Source organism: Arthrobacter sp. MYb23, from assembly GCF_002979775.1.
Lineage (GTDB): Bacteria > Actinomycetota > Actinomycetes > Actinomycetales > Micrococcaceae > Arthrobacter.
The window spans coordinates 136,245-155,185 of the sequence record NZ_PCPR01000007.1 but is presented as its reverse complement, the minus strand read 5'-3'; the positions used below and the strand labels follow the sequence as shown (position 1 = coordinate 155,185).

The window sequence follows — 18,941 nt, the reverse complement described above, 5'->3', positions numbered from 1 at the left end:
GCCGGGGTGCGCCCTACCGGCTAACGGGAGGCACCCTGCGCCGCGGCGTCCGCCACGCGTGATTGGATGCCGGCCGCCACCTTTTCCGCTGAGTCGCGGATGTCGGGATCGTCATGGGTGGCCGCCCTGACCGCTTCCGGCAGCGCACGGCGATGCTGTGCGGACAACGCGAGCTCTGCCTCACCGGGCTCGGGGACAACCTGGCCCTTTGCCAGAACGGTGATGCCGGACTCCGTGACCTTATAACCCCGGGCCTTGTCCAGAGCGGGGTCCAACCCGATAGCCGCGCCGGCGGGGACCTTCACGTTCTTATCCAGGATTGCCCGCTTGATCACAGCGCCTTCGCCCACACGAACCTTATCCATCAACACAGAGTCCTGGACCCGGCTGCCCGCGGCCACATAGGCATCGTTGGAGATCACGGATCCTTCAACGATGCCGCCGGAAACCACCACACCACTGGCCACAATGGAATCCAGCGCCGTGCCCACGGTGTTGTTATCACCACGGACAAACTTCGCGGGCGGGGAGATGCTCTGGCGTGTATAGATGGGCCACTCGGAGTTGTACAGGTTGAAGATCGGCACAGGTGAGATGAGGTCCATATGTGCGTCGTAGAACGAGTCGATGGTACCGACGTCTCGCCAGTACGTCCGGTCGCGATCGGTGGCGCCCGGGATGTCGTTAAGAGTGAAGTCGTAAACACCGGCTTCGCCTTGATCCACGAAATACGGAATGATGTCTCCGCCCATATCGTGCTTGGTATCGAGTCTTTCCGCGTCAACATGCAGAGCCTCAACCAGGGCGTCTGCGTTGAAGACGTAGTTGCCCATGGAAGCCAGGAACTGCGTGGGGTCAGCTGCCAGCCCGGGGGTGCTGGCCGGCTTCTCCACGAAGGCGGCGATCTTCTGGGGATCGTTCTGGTCAACCTCGATCACGCCGAACTGGTTGGCCATGTTCAACGGCTGCCGGACTGCAGCAACTGTCGCTTTGGCACCGCTGGCAATGTGCTGCTCCACCATTTGGGAGAAATCCATGCGGTACACGTGGTCAGCGCCGACCACTACCACGATGTCCGGGGCGTCATCATGGATGAGGTTCAACGATTGATAAATTGCATTGGCACTGCCAAGGAACCAGCTCTTGCCCACGCGCTGCTGCGCGGGAACAGAAGCCACGTAACGGCCCAGCTGCGTTGACATACGCCAGGTTTCCGAGATGTGCCGGTCAAGGCTGTGCGATTTGTACTGCGTCAGCACAACGATTTTCAAATATCCCGAATTAACGAGATTGGATAGTGCAAAGTCAATCAACCTGTAGCCGCCTGCAAACGGAACCGCGGGCTTGGCCCGGTCCGCCGTCAGCGGCATGAGTCGGTTGCCTTCTCCGCCTGCCAATACGATTGCCAGAACTTTCTTCAACGCCATGGTCACAGCTCCCCGTACGTCTTCGTATCCCCCAAAAGTCCGATTTTCCGGACTCTTTCACACTAGAACACATACGCCGGAACGACTACGTTGGTTAGCGTGCGAATAGACATTGTGACTAAAGAATTCCCTCCGGAAATTTATGGCGGTGCCGGTGTCCACGTTGCCGAGCTCAGCCGGGTGCTGGCAAAGCACGTCGACCTTCACGTCCGGGCGTTTGGAGCGCCCCGTGATGCCGACTATCACGGGGCTACGGTGGCGTCCTACGCCACGCCCGAAGACCTCGGCGATGCCAACGCCGCCATCCAGACCCTCGGCGTGGACTTGAGGATTGTTCCGGACATTGCGGGAGCGGACGTTGTCCACTCGCACACCTGGTACGCCAACATGGCCGGCCACCTCGCTTCGCTGCTGCACGGTATCCCGCACGTCCTCAGCGCCCACAGCCTGGAGCCCCTGCGCCCGTGGAAGGCTGAACAGCTGGGCGGTGGCTATGCGTTGTCCTCCTGGGTTGAGAAGACGGCGTATGAGGCGGCCGCGGCGATCATTGCCGTCTCAGATGGCATGCGCCAGGACATCCTCCGCAGCTACCCCAACGTGGATCCGGACAAAGTCCGTGTGGTCCACAACGGCATCGATGTCTCCCTCTGGGAACGTGACGAGGAGGACGATGCCATCCGTGCGCTGGGCATCGATCCCGCCAAGCCCAGCGTCGTCTTTGTGGGCCGCAATACCCGCCAGAAGGGGGTGCCGTACCTGCTGCGCGCAGCGTCAAGCTTGCCTGAGGATGTCCAGTTGGTCCTGTGCCTTGGAGCAGCGGACACTCCCGAGCTCGCCGCCGAAACTGCACGCCTCATTGAGGAATTGCAGGCAAAGCGTGAGGGCGTCATCCTCATCGAGCGGATGCTGCCGCGAAAGGAACTCATCCAGGTCCTCAGCCACGCTACGGCGTTCGCCTGCCCGTCGATTTACGAGCCCTTGGGCATCGTGAACCTCGAGGCCATGGCTTGCGGTGCCGCCGTTGTGGCCAGCGCCACCGGAGGCATCCCGGAGGTGGTTCAACACGGTGAGACCGGGTTGCTGGTGCAATTGGAACAGGTCACTGACGGAACCGGCACCCCCTTGGATCCGGAAAAGTTCGTCAGCGATTTCGCTGCTGCCCTCAACGAGGTTGTTGCCGACCCTGCCCGTGCCCGTGAAATGGGCAAGGCAGGGCGACGCCGGGCCGAAGAGCACTTCTCTTGGGAGTCCATCACGGAAACAACTCTCGAGGTCTACCGATCAGTGCTTCGCTGAACTCACGCTTGATGTTCTGACAGCAGCCAAACCACGACGGCGCCGCCCCCTTGGTGGGGACGGCGCCGTCGCACTTTACAAAGGTTCCGCAGTTGTTCACCGCATGGCAGCGGAGGTCTGCTAGCGGGCCTTGGCGGCCTTAAGGGCAAGCAGTGTTTTTTCGTCCGCCGGGGCACTACCGCTGGCCCGCAGCTCTCGGAAGTGTTCGCGGGCAGCATCCTGCCGAGTTGCTTCCGCGCCGGTGGCAATGGAGGCACGGAGGTGCTCAGGGCCATAGCCAAAGGCGTCAACGAGGTCCACTGCGTGCGGGCGGATCTTCACCAGCAGGCGGTTGATGTACGTTCCTACAGTGCGGCCACGCTGCATCGACAGGCGGCCGTTCATGAGGTACCAGGACAGGTGCTTCTCAATCAGGGAGAGGCCGAACAAGTCTCGAAGCCAGGTCAGGACCCGCTTGGTTCCCTCATCCGATACCTGCCCAAGGGCCTCGGTGAAGGCCTCCCACTGCAAAAGTTCCGCATGTGCCTGGGCAGCCTCGATGAGTTCATGTTGGTGCTGATTGAAGAGCGCGGCGGCCTGGTGCTGGGGAAGCTTGTTGGCTCCCTTCAGCGCGGCACCGACCTCGGCCACCATCGACTGAACACGGTCAGCCAAGAGGGTGCGCTGGCCTTCCTCATCCCGCAAAGCCAGAGCCGCTTTCTGGACTGAACCGGTATCGGCCACGAACTGGGCGACTTGCCGGAGGCCCGTTCGATGCAGAGCCACACCGGCCGCCTGATCAACCACGTAGCGGGCCAGGACGCCAAAGTCAGCGCTCCGGAATTCCTTGGCATAGTCGGCAAGCAGCCGCTTGGCAACCAGCTGCAACAGGACGGTGTTGTCGCCCTCAAAGGTCACATAGACGTCCAGGTCAGCACGCAGCGAAGCAAAACGGTTTTCGATCAGGAAGCCGGCACCGCCACATGCTTCGCGGCACTCTTGCAACGTGTCCAGGGCATGCCAGGTACTCAGTGGCTTGAGCGCGGCGGCCAGCGTTTCCAGGTCCTGGCGGTCGGCATCGGTGTCGTGGGCACCGGAGAAGACGTCATCGAATTTCTGCAGCAGCTGCTCGTGCGCAAAGCTGGCCGCATAGGTGGTTGCCAGCCGGGTGAACAAGCGGCGCTGGTGCCGCTGGTAGTCCAAAAGTACTTCTTCGTCGGTGCTGGAGGAAGCGTTGAACTGACGGCGCTCGGTGGCGTACTGAATGGCCGTCTTCAGTGCCACCTTGCTAGCAGCCACTGCGGCGCCGTCGAGGGAAACGCGCCCTTGGACCAACGTTCCAAGCATCGTGAAAAATCGGCGGCCCGGGCTCTCAATGGTGGACGAATACGTGCCGTCCACGGCAACGTCTCCGTAGCGGTTCAGGAGGTTGGTGCGGGGGATCCGGACCTCGGTGAAGTGCAGCCGTCCGTTGTCTATGCCGTTCAGTCCACCCTTGATGCCATCATCTTCGCCGCCGATCCCCGGGAGGAATTCCTTGGTGGCAGGATCGCGGAGTTCCACATAGAAAGCGTGGACACCGTGATTGACCTTTTTGGTGATGAGTTGTGCAAACACCACAGCAGCAAGGCCGTCGTTGGCAGCATTGCCGATGTAGTCCTTCCACGCCGCACGGAAGGGAGTGTTGATGACGAATTCCTGGCTGGCTTCGTCGTACGTGGCAGTGGTTGCAATGCTGGCAACGTCGGAGCCGTGGCCGGTTTCGGTCATGGCGAAGCAACCGGGAATGTCCAGGTTCATGATCCCTGGGAGCCACTTGTCCTGATGTTCCACTGTGCCGAGGTGCATCACTGCCGAGCCGAACAGGCCCCACTGCACGCCGGCCTTGATCTGAAGGGACGGATCGGCGGTGACGATCTCTTCGAAGCCGGCGATGTTGCCGCCGTGGTCGTCCGAACCTCCCAGGCGGGTGGGGAACGCGCGGTGAACAGTGTTGTTGTCCACGAGGAACTTCAGCTGCTCGAACACCCGGGCGCGGTGCTCGGTGTGGTGCAGGCCTTCAATCTTCTGGACCGCCGGGTTGCCCGCCACCTTGCGGGCTTCATGGCGGATATGGGCCCATTTTCCAAGGAGTTGTTCGCCGAGGGCGGCAACGTCCACCACCGGATCCGCGCCGGCGGTGGCGTCATCCCGGCCGGAGGGTTGCTGGGCCGATGATGCCCGGTCCACTACTTCAGTCATGTTGCTTCCTTCTTTGGTTCCTATAACTGATGAGTCATTGCTGGTGTCAGGTGGTGGTCTTGAGCGCCGGGGCTATACCCAGGCACAGCCAATCGGTGATCTGCCCGGCCATGGTTGCCTGATCGGGCTTCCCGCTCCCGTCGGGAGTGCCCAACCACATCTCGCCGGCATTCCGAACGAGTCCGATGGCGGCGGTAGGCCAATAAACGATCACCGCTTCCTTCTCGCCCCCAAGGTGTGCCCGCATGGGCGTCGCGATCATGTCCGTGATCTGTTCGAAAAAGTTGCCCAGCGCTCCGGATGCCGCAATGGCGTCCTGTGCTGATGCCTCCCCGGGACTGAGCCGGGTGATGAACGCATACACGTTGGGGCTGGATTCTGCCATCTGGAGGTAAGCGGACACCATGGCCAACAAACCCTCGCGCGGGGTCTGTGCCAGCTGGGTGGCCTCAAGCATGCGCCGCTGCATTTGGCCCAAGACAACCTCGCCCATGGCCTGCTGAAGACCGGCCTTGTCACCGAAATAGCGGTAGAAGACGGATTTGGAGGTTGCAGCTACGCCGGCGATGTCCTCCATTGAGGCGTCACTGCCGAGCCGGTGGACGGCTTTGCGCGCTGCCTTGATGAGTTCGCGACGCCGTTCCTCACGGTGGGACTGCCAGCGGGCGGCCCGTCCGTCGACGGCCGCCGTGGCGGTGTCCTGCGGGGCATCGGCGGCGTTGGTGAATACTTCGTGGCGACTGTTCACGATACCCAGCGTATCAGGTACGCTGGGTATCAGTAACTGGCATTGATCGAAGGAGACAAGCATGGCTGCAGAAGACATGACCACGGACGGGCCCTTGGAATCGGCTACCCACCCTCGAACAACGCGCTCCGCGGTCATCGTGGGCGGCAACCGCATTCCGTTCGCCCGGACAGGCGGAGCCTACGTGAAGTCCTCCAATCAGGACATGCTCACCGCGGCACTGGATGGCTTGATCGCCAGGTTCGGGCTGCAGGACGAACGCATCGGCGAGGTCGCAGCAGGGGCGGTGCTCAAGCACTCGAGGGACTTCAACCTCACCCGCGAGGCCGTGCTCGGCTCGGCATTGTCACCTGAAACCCCGGCTTATGACCTCCAGCAAGCTTGTGCAACCGGCCTGGAAACGGTCATCGGGTTGTCCAACAAGATCAAGTTGGGCCAGATTGATTCAGGAATCGCCGGTGGAGTGGACTCGGCATCCGATGCCCCGATCGCCGTCAGCGAGGGGCTCCGCGACATCCTGTTGGACCTGAACCGGGCAAAGACCACAGTGCAGAAACTGAAGATCATCAGCCGGATCCGGCCCAAGGACCTCGCTCCCGATGCACCGAACACAGGGGAGCCCCGCACTGGGCTGTCCATGGGTGAGCACCAGGCCCTGACAACCGCCCAGTGGAAAATCTCCAGGGAAGCCCAGGACGAGCTTGCCTACAACAGCCACCGCAACCTGGCGTCGGCGTACGAGCGGGGCTTCTTTGATGACCTCATCACGCCGTATCGCGGCCTGAACAAAGATTCAAATCTGCGCGCGGACACCACACTGGAGAAGCTTTCCACTCTCAAGCCAGTCTTCGGAAAGACCCTCGGTTCTGAGGCAACCATGACCGCAGGCAACTCCACACCCCTGACCGACGGCGCATCAACGGTCCTCCTGGCAACGGAAGAATGGGCGGACGCCCACGGCCTGCCCAAGCTGGCCACCGTCTTGGACGGCGAAGCGGCCGCCGTTGATTTCGTGCATGGCAAGGACGGTCTCCTCATGGCACCAGTCTTCGCGGTTCCCCGCCTTTTGGCCCGCCACGGACTCACTTTCGAGGACATCGACTTCTTCGAAATCCACGAGGCCTTCGCCGGAACGGTGCTCAGCACTTTGGCGGCGTGGGAAGACGAAGAGTTCGGCAGGACGCGTTTAGGCCTTGGTGGCGCGCTGGGAAAGGTGGACCGCGCCAAACTCAATGTCAATGGATCCTCGCTGGCCGCTGGCCATCCGTTTGCCGCAACAGGTGGCAGGATCGTAGCCTCTCTTGCGAAAATGCTGCATGAGAAGGGGACCGTTGACGGCCGTCCTGCCCGGGGCCTGATTTCAGTGTGCGCCGCCGGCGGCCAGGGTGTCGTCGCGATTCTGGAAGCAGCTTAGGGGGAACGCGATGACTGATAAGTACACACAGCTCGTAAGCCAAGGATTAGGGAAGGACGTCGCCAAGAAGCTCGGCTTGCCTCAGCCAGTGGTGCTTCGACGTCACCAGCCCGGCGCACCGCTCGTTACCGGCCCGGTTCTGGTCAGCGGCGACAGCGCGGGGGCAGACGACCTCGCCACCACCATGCTCGGATGGGGTTTGGACGTCCGACGCAACGCGCTGCCCAAGGAAAAGCTGGGGGCCATCATTCTGGTCCTTGATGCCGTCCAGCATCCAGCTGATCTGGGCAAACCCGTCCTTACCGCCGGCGCCTCCTTGCGGGACCTTTCGCCCAATGCCCGCGTCATCACCATTTCCCGGACATCACAGTCGGCCAGGACCCCGGCTACGGCTGCCGCGCGGCAGGGCATTGACGGGCTGTTGCGCTCCCTTGCCAAGGAATTGCGTGCGGGCTCCACTGCCAACGGCATTCTCCTGGACGAGCACGAGGATGAGCATCTGGCAACAACCAGTCCATCAGCGCTGGGTGCACTGAGGTTCTTCCTCTCGGGCCGGTCCGCCTACGTGGACGGACAATTCCTCACCATCGGCTCAGCGTCAGGCAGCTTGCCGAACGACGCCGACAAGCCCCTCGCCGGCAAAGTGGCAGTTGTTACCGGGGCGGCCCGGGGAATCGGTGCAGCGATCGCCCGCACCCTGCACCGCGACGGAGCAAGGATTGTGGCCGTGGACATCCCGGCCGCTGGGGATCACCTGGCGGCCGTAGCCAACGAGGTTCGCGGGACAGCCTTGCAGCTCGATATCAGCCGGGATGACGCCGGGCACCGCATCATAGAACACGCAGTGGAACGCTATGGCCGGCTGGACATCGTGGTCCACAATGCAGGAATCACCCGCGACAGGCTCTTGGCCAACATGGACGAGAGCCGCTGGCAGTCAGTCATCGCCGTCAACATCACAGCTCAACTGAAAATCAACGAAGCGCTTCTGGCATCGGAGCACTTCAAGGAATCGCCCCGCATCGTTTCAGTTGCTTCTACCAGCGGCATCGCTGGAAACAGGGGTCAGACCAATTACGGCGCCTCCAAGGGCGGCGTCATAGGCATGGTGAGGTCGACGGCAGCACTGATGGAACCTTTTGGCGGGACCATCAACGCGGTAGCGCCGGGTTTCATCGAAACTGAGATGACTGCCAAGATGCCCTTTGCCATCCGCGAGGCGGCCCGCAGGCTCAACTCCCTCAAGCAGGGCGGCCAGCCCCAGGATGTGGCCGAAGCCATTGCCTTCCTTTCAAGTGACTCCGCCGGCGGGATCTCCGGAGAGGTACTGCGCGTGTGCGGGCAACAATTGGTGGGGGCATGAACCATTCCCAACCCGTTGTCCTTGGCGAGATGCCATCTCTCTCCAAGCTGTATGTCAATGCAGCGGCCTCGGCAGCCCGCCGTCGGCTCCTGGGAGGATCCAGCGGCAAGACGCGGCTTCCTGCTGTCAGCCACGAAGTCAGGGGAGTGCGGGCAGACGTCGAAAATCTCACCGCCTACCAACACCTGGTAGGGGAGACAGCCAGCGATACTCTCCCCGCCGGCTATGTGCATTCCTTGGCGTTTCCCGTATCCATGAGCGTCATGAACCGCGAAGACTTTCCGCTGCCGCTTCTTGGCATGATCCATCTGAAAAACCGCATTGAACAGTTGGTGCCCATTCAGTTCGCGCAAGAACTGGATGTCCGATCCTGGGCGGAGAACCTTGCCGGGCACAGAGCCGGTACGCAACTGGACATAGTGTCCGAGGTCCGGGCCCATTCGAGCAATGACGTGCTGTGGCGCGGGGTCTCCACTTATTTGGCGAAAGGCGTCTTCCTGCCCGGCATCGACAAGCCCGGCAGTCCCAATGGCGCCACCGGCGCAAGTGAATTTGTCCCGCCGGATCCCACCGCGTTGTGGCAAGTGAATCTGGACGCAGGCCGGAACTATGCCGCGGTGTCCGGCGACTTCAATCCGATTCACTTGAGTGTCCTCTCGGCAAAGGCTCTGGGCTTGCGGGGCTCCATCGCCCATGGCATGTACCTGGCCTCCCGTGCACTGGCTGACGTCGGAGCCGTCAAAGCGGAATCGTTTGCCTGGAACGTTACGTTCGAAGCGCCGGTCTTCCTTCCAGCACGTGTTGCCCTGGACATCACCACGGTGCAGGCGGACTCGGGAAACTGGGAACGTTCGGACTACGTCGCGTGGAATCCCCGCAGCGGCAGGCGGCACTTCACCGGAAGTGTTGCTGCCTTGACCTGAGTCAAGGAAAGGAATGGCGGCGTCCACCAACAGGTGATCGCCGCCATTCCTTGTTAACGACAACTGAAGAAACAGTTGTGATGAAGCTCGCATCACGATGGTGGGGCTTCGATGCCTACAAACAAAACAAGGCCCGAAATCCATGGATTCCAGGCCTTGCGATGGTGCGCGGAGGGGGACTTGAACCCCCACCCCCTTTCGAGGACTAGCACCTCAAGCTAGCGCGTCTGCCATTCCGCCACCCGCGCAGGTGGTGTTCAGATGGTTGGTTTTGCACCTTGCGGTGCTTCACTTTCCTCCGAAGCAGCGAGAAAAACTCTAACACGGTTTCAGGTCGCTGAAAAATCGGCACTGGTCCGGGCGTACACGGTCCGTCCCCGGTCCCTTGCATGGGTGCATCTTCGGGACGTCGGCGACCACTGATAGGTAGGCTGATGGAAAAGGGGACGTCAGAGACCGCGAAGACCGCAGCCTTCGTCCCCGGACCTGCAGCCCAGCCACGCGAGGAGAGTTTCCATGTCTGTCATCCGCCCTGAAGACGAAGTTGTCCGGATCTGCCAGGAGCTCATCCGGATCGACTCCTCCAACTTTGGCGACGACACCGGCCCGGGGGAAAGGGCAGCCGCAGAGTACACAGCCGGGCTGATCACCGAAGTGGGACTCGAAGCCGAGATTTTCGAGTCTGCCCCGGGCCGCGCGAACGTGGTGACCCGCATGGCCGGTGAGGATCCGTCAGCCGACGCGTTAGTGGTTCACGGGCACTTGGACGTTGTTCCTGCCCTGAAGGACCAATGGAGCGTGGATCCCTTCAGCGGCGAACTGAAAGACGGCCTGGTCTGGGGTCGCGGCGCCGTGGACATGAAGGACATGGACGCCATGATCCTTTCAGTCATGCGCAACTTCGCCAGGACGGGGCGCAAGCCCAAGCGCGACATCATTTTTGCTTTCTTCGCCGACGAAGAGGCCGGCGGCACCTATGGTGCGCGGTACGCTGTCGAACACCGACGTGAACTTTTCGACGGCGCTACCGAAGCGATCTCGGAAGTGGGTGGCTTCTCAGCCACTATCGGTGGTCAGCGGACCTACCTGCTGCAGACCGCCGAGAAGGGATTGTCATGGTTGCGTTTGGTTGCGCATGGGCGGGCTGGCCACGGCTCACAGATCAATACTGACAACGCCGTTACCCGGTTGGCAGCAGCCGTTACCCGGATCGGGGAACACAAATGGCCTGTGGAACTGACGCCCACCACCCGACAGTTCCTGGACGGCGTCACTGAACTGACCGGCGTCGAGTTTGACGCCGACAACCCGGACATCCTTCTGAAAGAGCTTGGCACTGTAGCCCGGTTCGTCGGTGCCACACTGCAGAACACCTCCAACCCCACGTTCCTGCGCTCGGGCTACAAGCACAACGTCATCCCGGAGTCAGCGGAGGCGTTCGTTGACTGCCGCACGCTTCCTGGCCAGCAGGAACTGGTGTTCGAGACCATCAAGGAACTCGCCGGCGACGGCATTGAGATCAGCTACGTCAACAAGGATGTGTCCTTGGAGGTGCCTTTTGCGGGAAACCTCGTGGATTCCATGATCGATGCACTCCACTCCGAGGATCCGGGCGCGAAAGTCCTTCCCTACACGCTCTCGGGCGGTACCGACAATAAGTCGTTGAGCAAGATCGGGATCACCGGCTACGGTTTCGCCCCCCTGATGCTGCCCGATGAGCTCGACTTCACAGGAATGTTCCACGGCGTTGACGAGCGTGTGCCGGCCGAGTCCCTTCAGTTCGGCGCCCGGGTCCTGAACACCCTGCTCAGCAACTACTAAGAGGAGCTCCCCGCCATGACTCCCGAAGAGATCCTTCCCGATGAACTGCTCGAACGGCTCCGTGGCCGCGCCGCCGGCTACGACCGCAATAACCAGTTCTTCCATGAAGACCTTGAAGAGCTGGCCGCCGCTGGTTACCTGAAGCTCTTCGTTCCGGAGGCCGACGGCGGTTTCGGGCTTGGGCTCGAATCGGTGGCTGCCTTGCAGCAACGTCTCGCTACGGCAGCGCCCGCCACAGCGTTGGCCGTCAACATGCACCTGGTATGGACCGGCGTCGCGCAGGTCATGGCCGCGCGCGGGGACTCGTCCCTGGACTTCGTCTTGAAGGAGGCGGGACAGGGCGAGATCTTCGCTTTTGGTATTTCCGAGGCCGGCAACGATTCCATGCTGTTCGATTCGGGCACGCTTGCCGAACCGCTGCCTGACGGAAGCTACCGTTTCACTGGCCGGAAGATCTTCACCAGCCTCTCCCGGGGTTGGACACGGCTGGGGACATTCGGCAAGGATGCTGACGCCCGGGACGGCGCGGGCGAGCTGGTCTTTGGCTTCCTCCGGCGTGATGAGCCGGGCCATGAAACCCTGAGCGATTGGGACACCCTGGGTATGCGGGCCAGTGCGTCCAACACCACCCTCCTCCACGGGGCGGTGATCCCGCCGGAGCGGATCTTCCGCAAACTACCCGTGGGACCCGGCAAGGACCTCATGTTCTTCGCGATCTTCGCATGCTTCGAGACGTTGCTCGCCGCTGTGTACACGGGCGTTGCCGAGCGCGCGTTCACCCTCGGTGTGGCCAACGTCAAGCGCAGGGTTTCGGCAAAACACGGGGGCCGGAGCTACGCCCAAGACCCTGATATCCGTTGGAAGGTGGCAGATGCAGCCTTGGCCATGGACGGGATCTCACCGCAAATTTCTTCGCTGGCCCGTGACGTGGACAACCTGGTGGACCACGGCGCCCAGTGGTTCCCCAAACTCGTAGGACTCAAATCCCGGGCTACGGAGAATGCACGCCACGTGGTGGATTTGGCGATCCGCGTCACGGGAGGATCCAGCTACTTCCGCGGCTCTGAGATGGAGCGGCTGTACCGCGATGTCCTGGCGGGAATCTTCCATCCTTCCAACGACGAATCCGCCCATAACACTGTGGCGACCGCCTGGTTGGGACCTCTGGAGGACTAGCTGTTCCCATCAGGGCAGGTGGTGCCGCCGGGTTCAGACGGTGCCGCCGGGTTCAGACGGTCCGCTGGACGGAATAGACTTTACGGCGCAGCCAGAAGCGCCGCCCGCCCCCAAGGTAGAGCACACTGCGCTCGAGTTCCCACTTGCCGTATTCGGAATGTTCGGCGAGCCGGCGCCGGGCTTCCGGCAGCGAATCGTCAGGGGCCACCGTCAGAACGAGGTACTCGTACTGACGCGCATAGTCTCTTTGGCGCTCAACGGAGCTGCCCGGAAATTGTTCTCTCATCCCTCTCCATTTTCGTCTTTTTCCGGCTAACGTGAAGTCATGAGCATCGATCCGCGTGTCGCGCTTCAATCACTGACCGCCGCCCTGGAAGAACATCTGGCTGCTGCATCGGCCCGACGAGGTGAAGGCGACCCCAACGTCGAGGCGGCATTCTTCGCTGTCGCTGATGCCTTCGAAGTTTACGAAGACGCACTCTACGAAGCCTTCTCCGAGGTTACTCCGTTGCAGGTCTTTGATGACGAGGATGAAGAAGACGACGACGTCCTGGACGAAGATTTGGAAATCGTGGAGGACTGAACACCCTGATGAACCGGCCACCCTGGGGTGGCCGGTTTTTTTGTGCCATTTCCCGGCAATAAAGGTGCCGTTTCCGGACCATACTTCGGCTGATTTCCCCTCATGAACAGGCACAAAAACACGTAGTCGCGCTGCCGCTGGCTAGGTACTCGCACGTAGGGGTGATGGGTAATCCTGCGCAAACTTGAGTACCGACTACTGGTGCGCCACCAGAGCGCCGCCGGTTCACTGATGAGTAGGCAATGACAGGTCTGCAAAGAAGGCTGACATGGTGAAAGTTCCAGTGATGCGTCGAGGCAAGGTAGCGGCACCCCACGGTGCGGACCATGCCGCAGCGCAGTCAGTCTTTCCTGCACAAACTGCCATCGTCGACGTCAATCCGCCGGCGTCTCCCTGGATTGACAAGTCCGTTGCTGCACAACGGGCTGAAAAGGCGGGACTGGCGGCGCTAAGATCCGAGGTAACCCTGGACTTCGTGCCGCCAGTCACCCGCAAGGCTCCTCGAATCACACCCGCCCGACGTGGCGGCTCCGACTGGACACACTCACTGACCAACAGTCTCCGCATGACGGACACTGCCTTGGTCGCCGCAGCGGTATTCGCCGGCTTTGTTCTTAACACCGACGGACTGTCCCTGGCTGCCGAAAGTCCTGGTTACACACGCCACTTGGTGATGGGCTTGATACTTGGCCTCCTCTGGTTGGGGTCATTGGAGGTCTACCGCACCCGGGATCCCAAAGTCCTCGGCGTTGGGCCCGAAGAGTACAAGCGCGTCCTGTCAGCCAGCTTCCGGGTCTTTGGCTTCCTGGGCATTGTGGCCGTGGTGTTCCGTCTTGATGCCGTCAGTTCATTCGTTCTCGTTTCCCTGCCACTTGGCTTGGTGGCGCTGACCGGCAGCCGGTGGAGTTTCCGCCGGTGGTTGAGCCACGAAAAGTCACGGGGCCGTTGTCTTTCCCGCGCGATCGTGGTGGGTGAACCCCAAGACGTCCGGTACGTCATCAAACAGATCAATCGAAAGTCAGGCGCTGCCTACGACATCCTCGGAGCATGCCTCCCGGGCGCCCGGCGTGGTGCAGTCCTGAAAGTGGACCACCTTCGCGTTCCTGTCCTGTCCTCGATCTACGGCATTGCCGAGACCGTCCGGGATACAGGAGCCAACGCAGTGATTGTGGCCGGTCCCGTGCCAGGGGGAAACCAGTTCATTCAGGAGCTGGGGTGGCGGTTGGAGGAGAATGCGGCCGAACTTGTCCTTGCGGCTGCCCTGACCAACGTTGCCGGCCCGCGTATCCATTGGCGGCCGGTCGAGGGACTTCCTTTGATGCACGTGGATATTCCGCACTACTCCGGGGGGAAGCACACGCTTAAGCGGTTGATGGACCTCACAGTCTCGGCGTCGTCATTGCTGATCCTGTCACCGATTCTATTGCTCCTCGCGGCCATAGTTCACTACGACAGCCCCGGGCCTGTACTTTTCCGGCAGGAACGTGTTGGCAGGCGAGGCACCACCTTCCACATGCTGAAGTTCCGTTCCATGGTGGTGGACGCCGAATCCCGTTTGGAGGAGCTCAACACCCAGGATGAGGGCGCCGGTGTCCTTTTCAAGATCCGCGGGGATCCACGCATCACCCGATGCGGACGTTGGATGCGTAAGTACTCCCTCGATGAGCTGCCCCAGTTCTGGAATGTCCTGGTGGGCAATATGAGCCTGGTGGGGCCGCGTCCGCCACTGGCCCGGGAAGTCAGCGGCTATGAACGCCACACACATCGTCGGCTCCTCATCAAACCCGGTATCACCGGGCTGTGGCAGATCAATGGGCGATCCGACCTGCCATGGGAGGAAGCCGTTCGGCTGGATCTCTACTACGTCGAGAACTGGTCCATAGCCGGCGACCTCATGATCATGTGGCGAACTTTCAGGGCAATGATCCAACCCACCGGAGCCTACTAGCCAAAAGCTACTGGCCAAGAGCTGAGCATCACCCAACGAATCGGATTCTCAACACAGAAGCAGAGCGGGAAATGACCATACGAACCATTCCATCAGGACAACTGAACGGCCACGGACTACTGCCCAGGCTCCGCATCGCTGTGGTGGGAGCAGGGTATTGGGGTCCCAATCTCGCCCGGAACCTCAAGGCCAGCCCGGACTGGGATCTCGTTGCTATCTGCGACCTCGACGTCGAGCGGGGCCTGAAGCTTGCCGAGACAGTAGGTGGGGTGGCCGTCGTCGAATCCCTGGACGAGCTTCTGGATACCTACAACCTGGACGCCATAGCGGTAGCAACTCCGGCCCATACCCACCATGGGGTGGTGATGACGGCACTGCGGGCAGGCAAACACGTCCTGGTGGAGAAACCGTTGGCGGACAGCCGCGCCAAGGGCCTGGAGATGGTGGAAGAAGCAAAAGCCAGGGGATTGGTCCTCATGGCGGACCATACCTACTGCTTCACTCCTGCAGTCCTCAAGATCCAGGAATTGGTGGCCAGCGGCGCACTGGGCGACATCCTGTATGTCGATTCCGTCCGCATCAACCTCGGCCTCGTCCAACCGGACGTGAACGTTTTTTGGGACCTGGCCCCGCATGACCTGTCCATCCTGGACTTCGTCCTCCCCGGCGGCCTGCACCCGACTGAAATATCCGCCCACGGCGCTGATCCCCTGGGAACCGGCAGGGACTGTGTAGGACACCTCACCTTCGGCCTGCCCAACGATGCCATGGTCCATATTCACGTGAACTGGCTCAGCCCCACCAAAATCAGGCAAATGATCATCGGCGGCTCAAAGAGGACCCTGGTGTGGGACGATCTCAATCCCCAGCAGCGTCTGAGCGTGTACGACCGCGGCGTAAGCCTGGAGCATCAGCCCCGGTCCGCCGCCGACAAGCGGACCTCAGCCATCTCCTACCGGCTGGGGGACACGTGGTCCCCGGCCCTGCAGGAACGGGAGCCACTGGGCCAGGTGGTCGGCGAACTAGCCTCCTCAATCCGCAACGGGACAACGCCCCGGACCAGCGGTGAATCCGGGCTCCGGGTCTTGTCCGTCCTCGAAGCCGTCACCCGAAGCTTGGGTACTGACGGCCAATCCACCATTGTGGCCGGAAATGAAGTCTCTCTCCAGGTTGCACAATGAAAGAGTTGCTAGGGGCACGCGTTCTGGTTACAGGAGGCGCCGGGACCATAGGATCGACGCTGGTTGACCAACTGCTCGACGCCGGTGCGGCGCACGTGGACGTGCTGGACAACCTCGTGCGGGGCCGCCGCGCAAACCTGGATGAAGCCCTCGCCACTGAAAGAGTGCAGCTGGTCGAAGGCGACCTCCGTGACCGCGACCTCGTCCACGACCTCACTCGGGGCAAGGACCTGATCTTCCATCAGGCGGCCATTCGCATCACCCAGTGCGCGGAAGAACCACGGCTGGCCCTTGAAGTCTTGGTGGACGGGACTTTCACCGTCTACGAGGCTGCCGCAGCTCACAAAGTGGAAAGGCTCATCTCAGCATCAAGTGCCTCCGTTTATGGCATGGCCGAGGAGTTTCCCACCAAGGAAAGCCACCACCATCACAACAACGACACCTTCTACGGCGCGGCAAAGTCCTTCAACGAAGGTATGGCGAGGAGCTTCCGTGCCATGTCGGGGCTGGACTACGTCCTGCTGAGGTACTTCAACGTTTACGGTCCCCGCATGGACGTGCACGGCCTCTACACCGAAGTCCTGGTCCGCTGGATGGAGCGGATAGTCGATGGCCGGCCCCCGCTGATTTTCGGCAGCGGACAGCAGACCATGGACTTCATCCATACCGCGGATGTCGCCAGGGCCAATGTCCTCGCTGCCGTCAGCAATGTACGCGAAGGCGTCTATAACGTGGCCAGTGGCACCGAAACCAGCCTCGCCGAACTGGCACAAACGCTACTCAAGGTCATGGACTCGCCTCTTCATCTGGAACATGGCCCGGAACGGGCCGTTAACGGAGTTGCCAGGCGCCTGGCGGATGTCAGCGCGGCCCGCGAAGACCTGGGGTTCGAGGCTGCCGTGGGTTTGGAAGACGGTTTGCGCTCGCTGGTCTCATGGTGGAGTCCGCTTCGGGAAGAGATCGCCGCAAGCCGCCCGGCAGCTCCGGCAGTTGGTGCGCGATGACCATCTCCGAAACCCAGGTGGGCCGCATCGATGTCATGAAGCCGTGGCTCGGCGAAGAAGAGGCACAAGCGCTTGCTGAAGTGATTGCGTCCGGTTGGGTAGCCCAGGGTCCCAAGGTACGGGAATTCGAGGAAGCCTTCGCGGCCACTCAACATGCTGGATTTGCCGTCGCAACCTCGAGCTGCACCTCGGCATTGCATTTGGCGCTCGTCGTCGCCGGCGTTCAAGCGGGCGAGGACGTCGTGGTGCCGTCATTTTCCTTTATTGCTACTGCGAATGCAGCTGCCTACGTGGGCGCACGGCCGGTTTTCGCCGACGTCGATCTTCATACAGGCTGCGTCACGGCTGCAACCATCAAGGCTGCCCTGACTCCCGCTACCCGGGCGGTGATTGCTGTTGACCAGGGCGGAGTCCCGGTTGATCTGGAACCCATCCGGGCTCTCTGCGATCCGCTCGGGATCATGGTGGTGGAGGACGCGGCATGCGCTATCGGTTCAAGGTACCGCGGACAACCGGTGGGTTCCAACGCTGAGCTGGCTGCGTGGTCCTTCCACCCACGCAAAATCCTGACCACCGGAGAGGGTGGCATGCTCACCACTGCACGTCAGGACTTCGGCGACAGGGCACGGCGGCTCCGCGAACATGCCATGAGCGTTTCGGCCACTGACCGGCACGCCAGTCTGCTGGCACCCTCGGAGGAGTACCTCGAAATCGGTTTCAACTACCGCATGACCGATCTTCAGGCCGCCGTCGGAATCGTCCAGCTGGGCCGCCTCGAAAGGGCTGTCAGGCGGCGGCGCGAGCTCGCCGCCACCTACGCAAGCGCCTTTGCCGGCGTGGAGGGCCTCCGTCTGGTGGGCGATCCGGAGTACGGCATGGGCAATTTCCAGTCGTGCTGGCTGGAGGTGGGGCCGGCGTTCCCGCTAGGGCGTGAGGGTCTCATGGCACATTTGGCCTCGGACGGTATCTCTGCCCGGCGCGGAATCATGGCGGCGCACCGGCAACCCGCGTATGCCGGCGCGGACACGGGAGCCGCTGAGCTGGGAGTCACGGAATGGTTGTCGGATCACACACTCATCCTCCCGCTATACCACGAACTGGCATTGCACGATCAAGTCCGCGTGATCGACTCCGTGCTACGCGCCGCGGGACAGCCATGACCGAGCTACTGCTCATTGCTGCAAGCGGCCTGGCCAGGGAGGTACTTGCCATGGTCCGCAGCAGCGGGCCCTTCGACGTCGTAGGAATACTTGACGACGACGAAGACAAGCTCGGCCGCGTCGTGGACGGGGCCCACGTCCTGGGCCCGGTCCGTGAGGCCATGAATTATCCCCACGCATTGCTGCTGATCTGCATTGGATCAGGGAGCGGCCGGGAAAGCGTCGTGATGAGGCTTCGTGCCCTGGGTCTTGCTGAGGACCGCTATGCCACAGCGATCGATCCTTCGGTGTACGTTCCCGAGGGCTGCGTGATTGGCCGGGGAAGCATCATCCTCGCCCACGTGAGCATGACAGCGTCCGTGACCATCGGCAACCACGTTGTGGCCATGCCTGGGGTCACTTTCACCCACGATGACGTGATCGGGGACTACGCCACGTTGGCCTCCGGCGTATCCCTGGGAGGCAACGTCCACATCGGCAGGGCCGCCTATCTCGGAATGAACGCCAGTGTCCGCGAGCGCCTGAGCATTGGCGCGAAAGCGACCATAGGGATGGGGGCCGCTGTCCTGGCCGATGTTCCTGAGGATGAAACCTGGGCGGGTGTGCCCGCCAGGGTGATCCGGCGGGGAAACAGTCCGGAACTGGAGGGGGTCCTGTGAAGGTGATGCGGCCAAGGC

The 18,941-nt window shown here is 61.8% G+C and carries 16 protein-coding genes and 1 tRNA gene; 12 read left to right on the top strand and 5 right to left on the bottom strand.

All coding sequences use genetic code 11. The features are described from left to right. Positions 1-20: 20 nt before the first annotated feature. Entirely contained in the window at positions 21-1,433 is a 1,413-nt protein-coding gene (gene glgC, locus CQ020_RS10350; protein ID WP_181151837.1) for a glucose-1-phosphate adenylyltransferase, read from the bottom strand. Between the two features lie 93 nt (positions 1,434-1,526). On the opposite strand from glgC, the gene glgA reads away from it, so the two are divergent. Continuing rightward, the gene (glgA, locus tag CQ020_RS10345; protein ID WP_105691765.1) at positions 1,527-2,723 is read left to right on the top strand and encodes a glycogen synthase; all 1,197 of its coding nucleotides are present in this window, start codon (positions 1,527-1,529) and stop codon (positions 2,721-2,723) included. A 120-nt stretch (positions 2,724-2,843) separates the two neighbouring features. Here the strand turns inward: glgA and CQ020_RS10340 are convergent, their stop codons facing one another. Next, on the bottom strand, positions 2,844-4,943 hold the full coding sequence (locus CQ020_RS10340) for an acyl-CoA dehydrogenase (RefSeq protein WP_105691764.1): 2,100 nt from the start codon (positions 4,941-4,943) through the stop codon (positions 2,844-2,846). Positions 4,944-4,989: 46 nt separating this feature from the next. Then, the gene (locus CQ020_RS10335) at positions 4,990-5,754 is read right to left on the bottom strand and encodes a TetR/AcrR family transcriptional regulator (RefSeq protein ID WP_105691763.1); all 765 of its coding nucleotides are present in this window, start codon (positions 5,752-5,754) and stop codon (positions 4,990-4,992) included. On the opposite strand from CQ020_RS10335, the gene CQ020_RS10330 reads away from it, so the two are divergent. Genes CQ020_RS10330 through CQ020_RS10320 form a run of 3 tightly spaced genes read left to right on the top strand, consistent with a single transcriptional unit; the run spans position 5,753 to position 9,391 of the window. Further along, entirely contained in the window at positions 5,753-7,105 is a 1,353-nt protein-coding gene (locus tag CQ020_RS10330) for an acetyl-CoA C-acetyltransferase (protein WP_105691762.1), read from the top strand. The two genes, CQ020_RS10335 and CQ020_RS10330, sit on opposite strands and share 2 nt — an antisense overlap. A 10-nt stretch (positions 7,106-7,115) precedes the next feature. Then, the gene (locus CQ020_RS10325) at positions 7,116-8,468 is read left to right on the top strand and encodes a 3-oxoacyl-ACP reductase (protein WP_105691761.1); all 1,353 of its coding nucleotides are present in this window, start codon (positions 7,116-7,118) and stop codon (positions 8,466-8,468) included. Beyond that, on the top strand, positions 8,465-9,391 hold the full coding sequence (locus CQ020_RS10320; RefSeq protein ID WP_105691760.1) for a MaoC/PaaZ C-terminal domain-containing protein: 927 nt from the start codon (positions 8,465-8,467) through the stop codon (positions 9,389-9,391). Before CQ020_RS10325 ends, CQ020_RS10320 begins: the two co-directional genes overlap by 4 nt. Before the next feature lie 162 nt (positions 9,392-9,553). Here the strand turns inward: CQ020_RS10320 and CQ020_RS10315 are convergent. After that, positions 9,554-9,639 (bottom strand) — tRNA-Leu (locus tag CQ020_RS10315). A gap of 268 nt (positions 9,640-9,907) precedes the next feature. Here CQ020_RS10315 and CQ020_RS10310 point away from each other — a divergent pair. Together CQ020_RS10310 and CQ020_RS10305 are read left to right on the top strand one after the other, a co-directional pair. Further along, the gene (locus CQ020_RS10310; RefSeq protein WP_024816709.1) at positions 9,908-11,212 is read left to right on the top strand and encodes a M20/M25/M40 family metallo-hydrolase; all 1,305 of its coding nucleotides are present in this window, start codon (positions 9,908-9,910) and stop codon (positions 11,210-11,212) included. 15 nt (positions 11,213-11,227) lie between these two features. Continuing rightward, entirely contained in the window at positions 11,228-12,388 is a 1,161-nt protein-coding gene (locus CQ020_RS10305; protein ID WP_105691759.1) for an acyl-CoA dehydrogenase family protein, read from the top strand. A 52-nt stretch (positions 12,389-12,440) separates the two neighbouring features. Here the strand turns inward: CQ020_RS10305 and CQ020_RS10300 are convergent, their stop codons facing one another. Continuing rightward, positions 12,441-12,674, bottom strand: a complete 234-nt coding sequence (locus CQ020_RS10300; protein ID WP_024816711.1) for a DUF5703 family protein — start codon at positions 12,672-12,674, stop codon at positions 12,441-12,443. Positions 12,675-12,713: 39 nt separating this feature from the next. On the opposite strand from CQ020_RS10300, the gene CQ020_RS10295 reads away from it, so the two are divergent. From CQ020_RS10295 to CQ020_RS10270, 6 genes are all read left to right on the top strand, one after another. After that, positions 12,714-12,971 (top strand): hypothetical protein, encoded by a 258-nt coding sequence (locus tag CQ020_RS10295; protein ID WP_105691758.1) that lies wholly within the window; start codon positions 12,714-12,716, stop codon positions 12,969-12,971. Between the two features lie 268 nt (positions 12,972-13,239). Continuing rightward, complete coding sequence (locus CQ020_RS10290) at positions 13,240-14,919, top strand: sugar transferase (RefSeq protein ID WP_105691757.1); 1,680 nt, start codon at positions 13,240-13,242, stop codon at positions 14,917-14,919. Between the two features lie 71 nt (positions 14,920-14,990). Continuing rightward, positions 14,991-16,100 carry a Gfo/Idh/MocA family protein gene (locus tag CQ020_RS10285; protein WP_105691756.1) on the top strand — a complete coding sequence of 370 codons (1,110 nt, stop codon included), beginning with the start codon at positions 14,991-14,993 and terminating at the stop codon, positions 16,098-16,100. Further along, a complete protein-coding gene (locus tag CQ020_RS10280) occupies positions 16,097-17,104 on the top strand; it encodes an NAD-dependent epimerase/dehydratase family protein (RefSeq protein ID WP_105691755.1) in 1,008 nt (335 codons plus the stop codon). The genes CQ020_RS10285 and CQ020_RS10280 overlap by 4 nt, the downstream gene beginning before the upstream one ends. Beyond that, the gene (locus CQ020_RS10275; RefSeq protein ID WP_105691754.1) at positions 17,101-18,264 is read left to right on the top strand and encodes a DegT/DnrJ/EryC1/StrS aminotransferase family protein; all 1,164 of its coding nucleotides are present in this window, start codon (positions 17,101-17,103) and stop codon (positions 18,262-18,264) included. The genes CQ020_RS10280 and CQ020_RS10275 overlap by 4 nt, the downstream gene beginning before the upstream one ends. Continuing rightward, the gene (locus CQ020_RS10270; protein ID WP_105691753.1) at positions 18,261-18,923 is read left to right on the top strand and encodes an acetyltransferase; all 663 of its coding nucleotides are present in this window, start codon (positions 18,261-18,263) and stop codon (positions 18,921-18,923) included. Before CQ020_RS10275 ends, CQ020_RS10270 begins: the two co-directional genes overlap by 4 nt. The last annotated feature ends 18 nt before the right edge of the window (positions 18,924-18,941 follow it).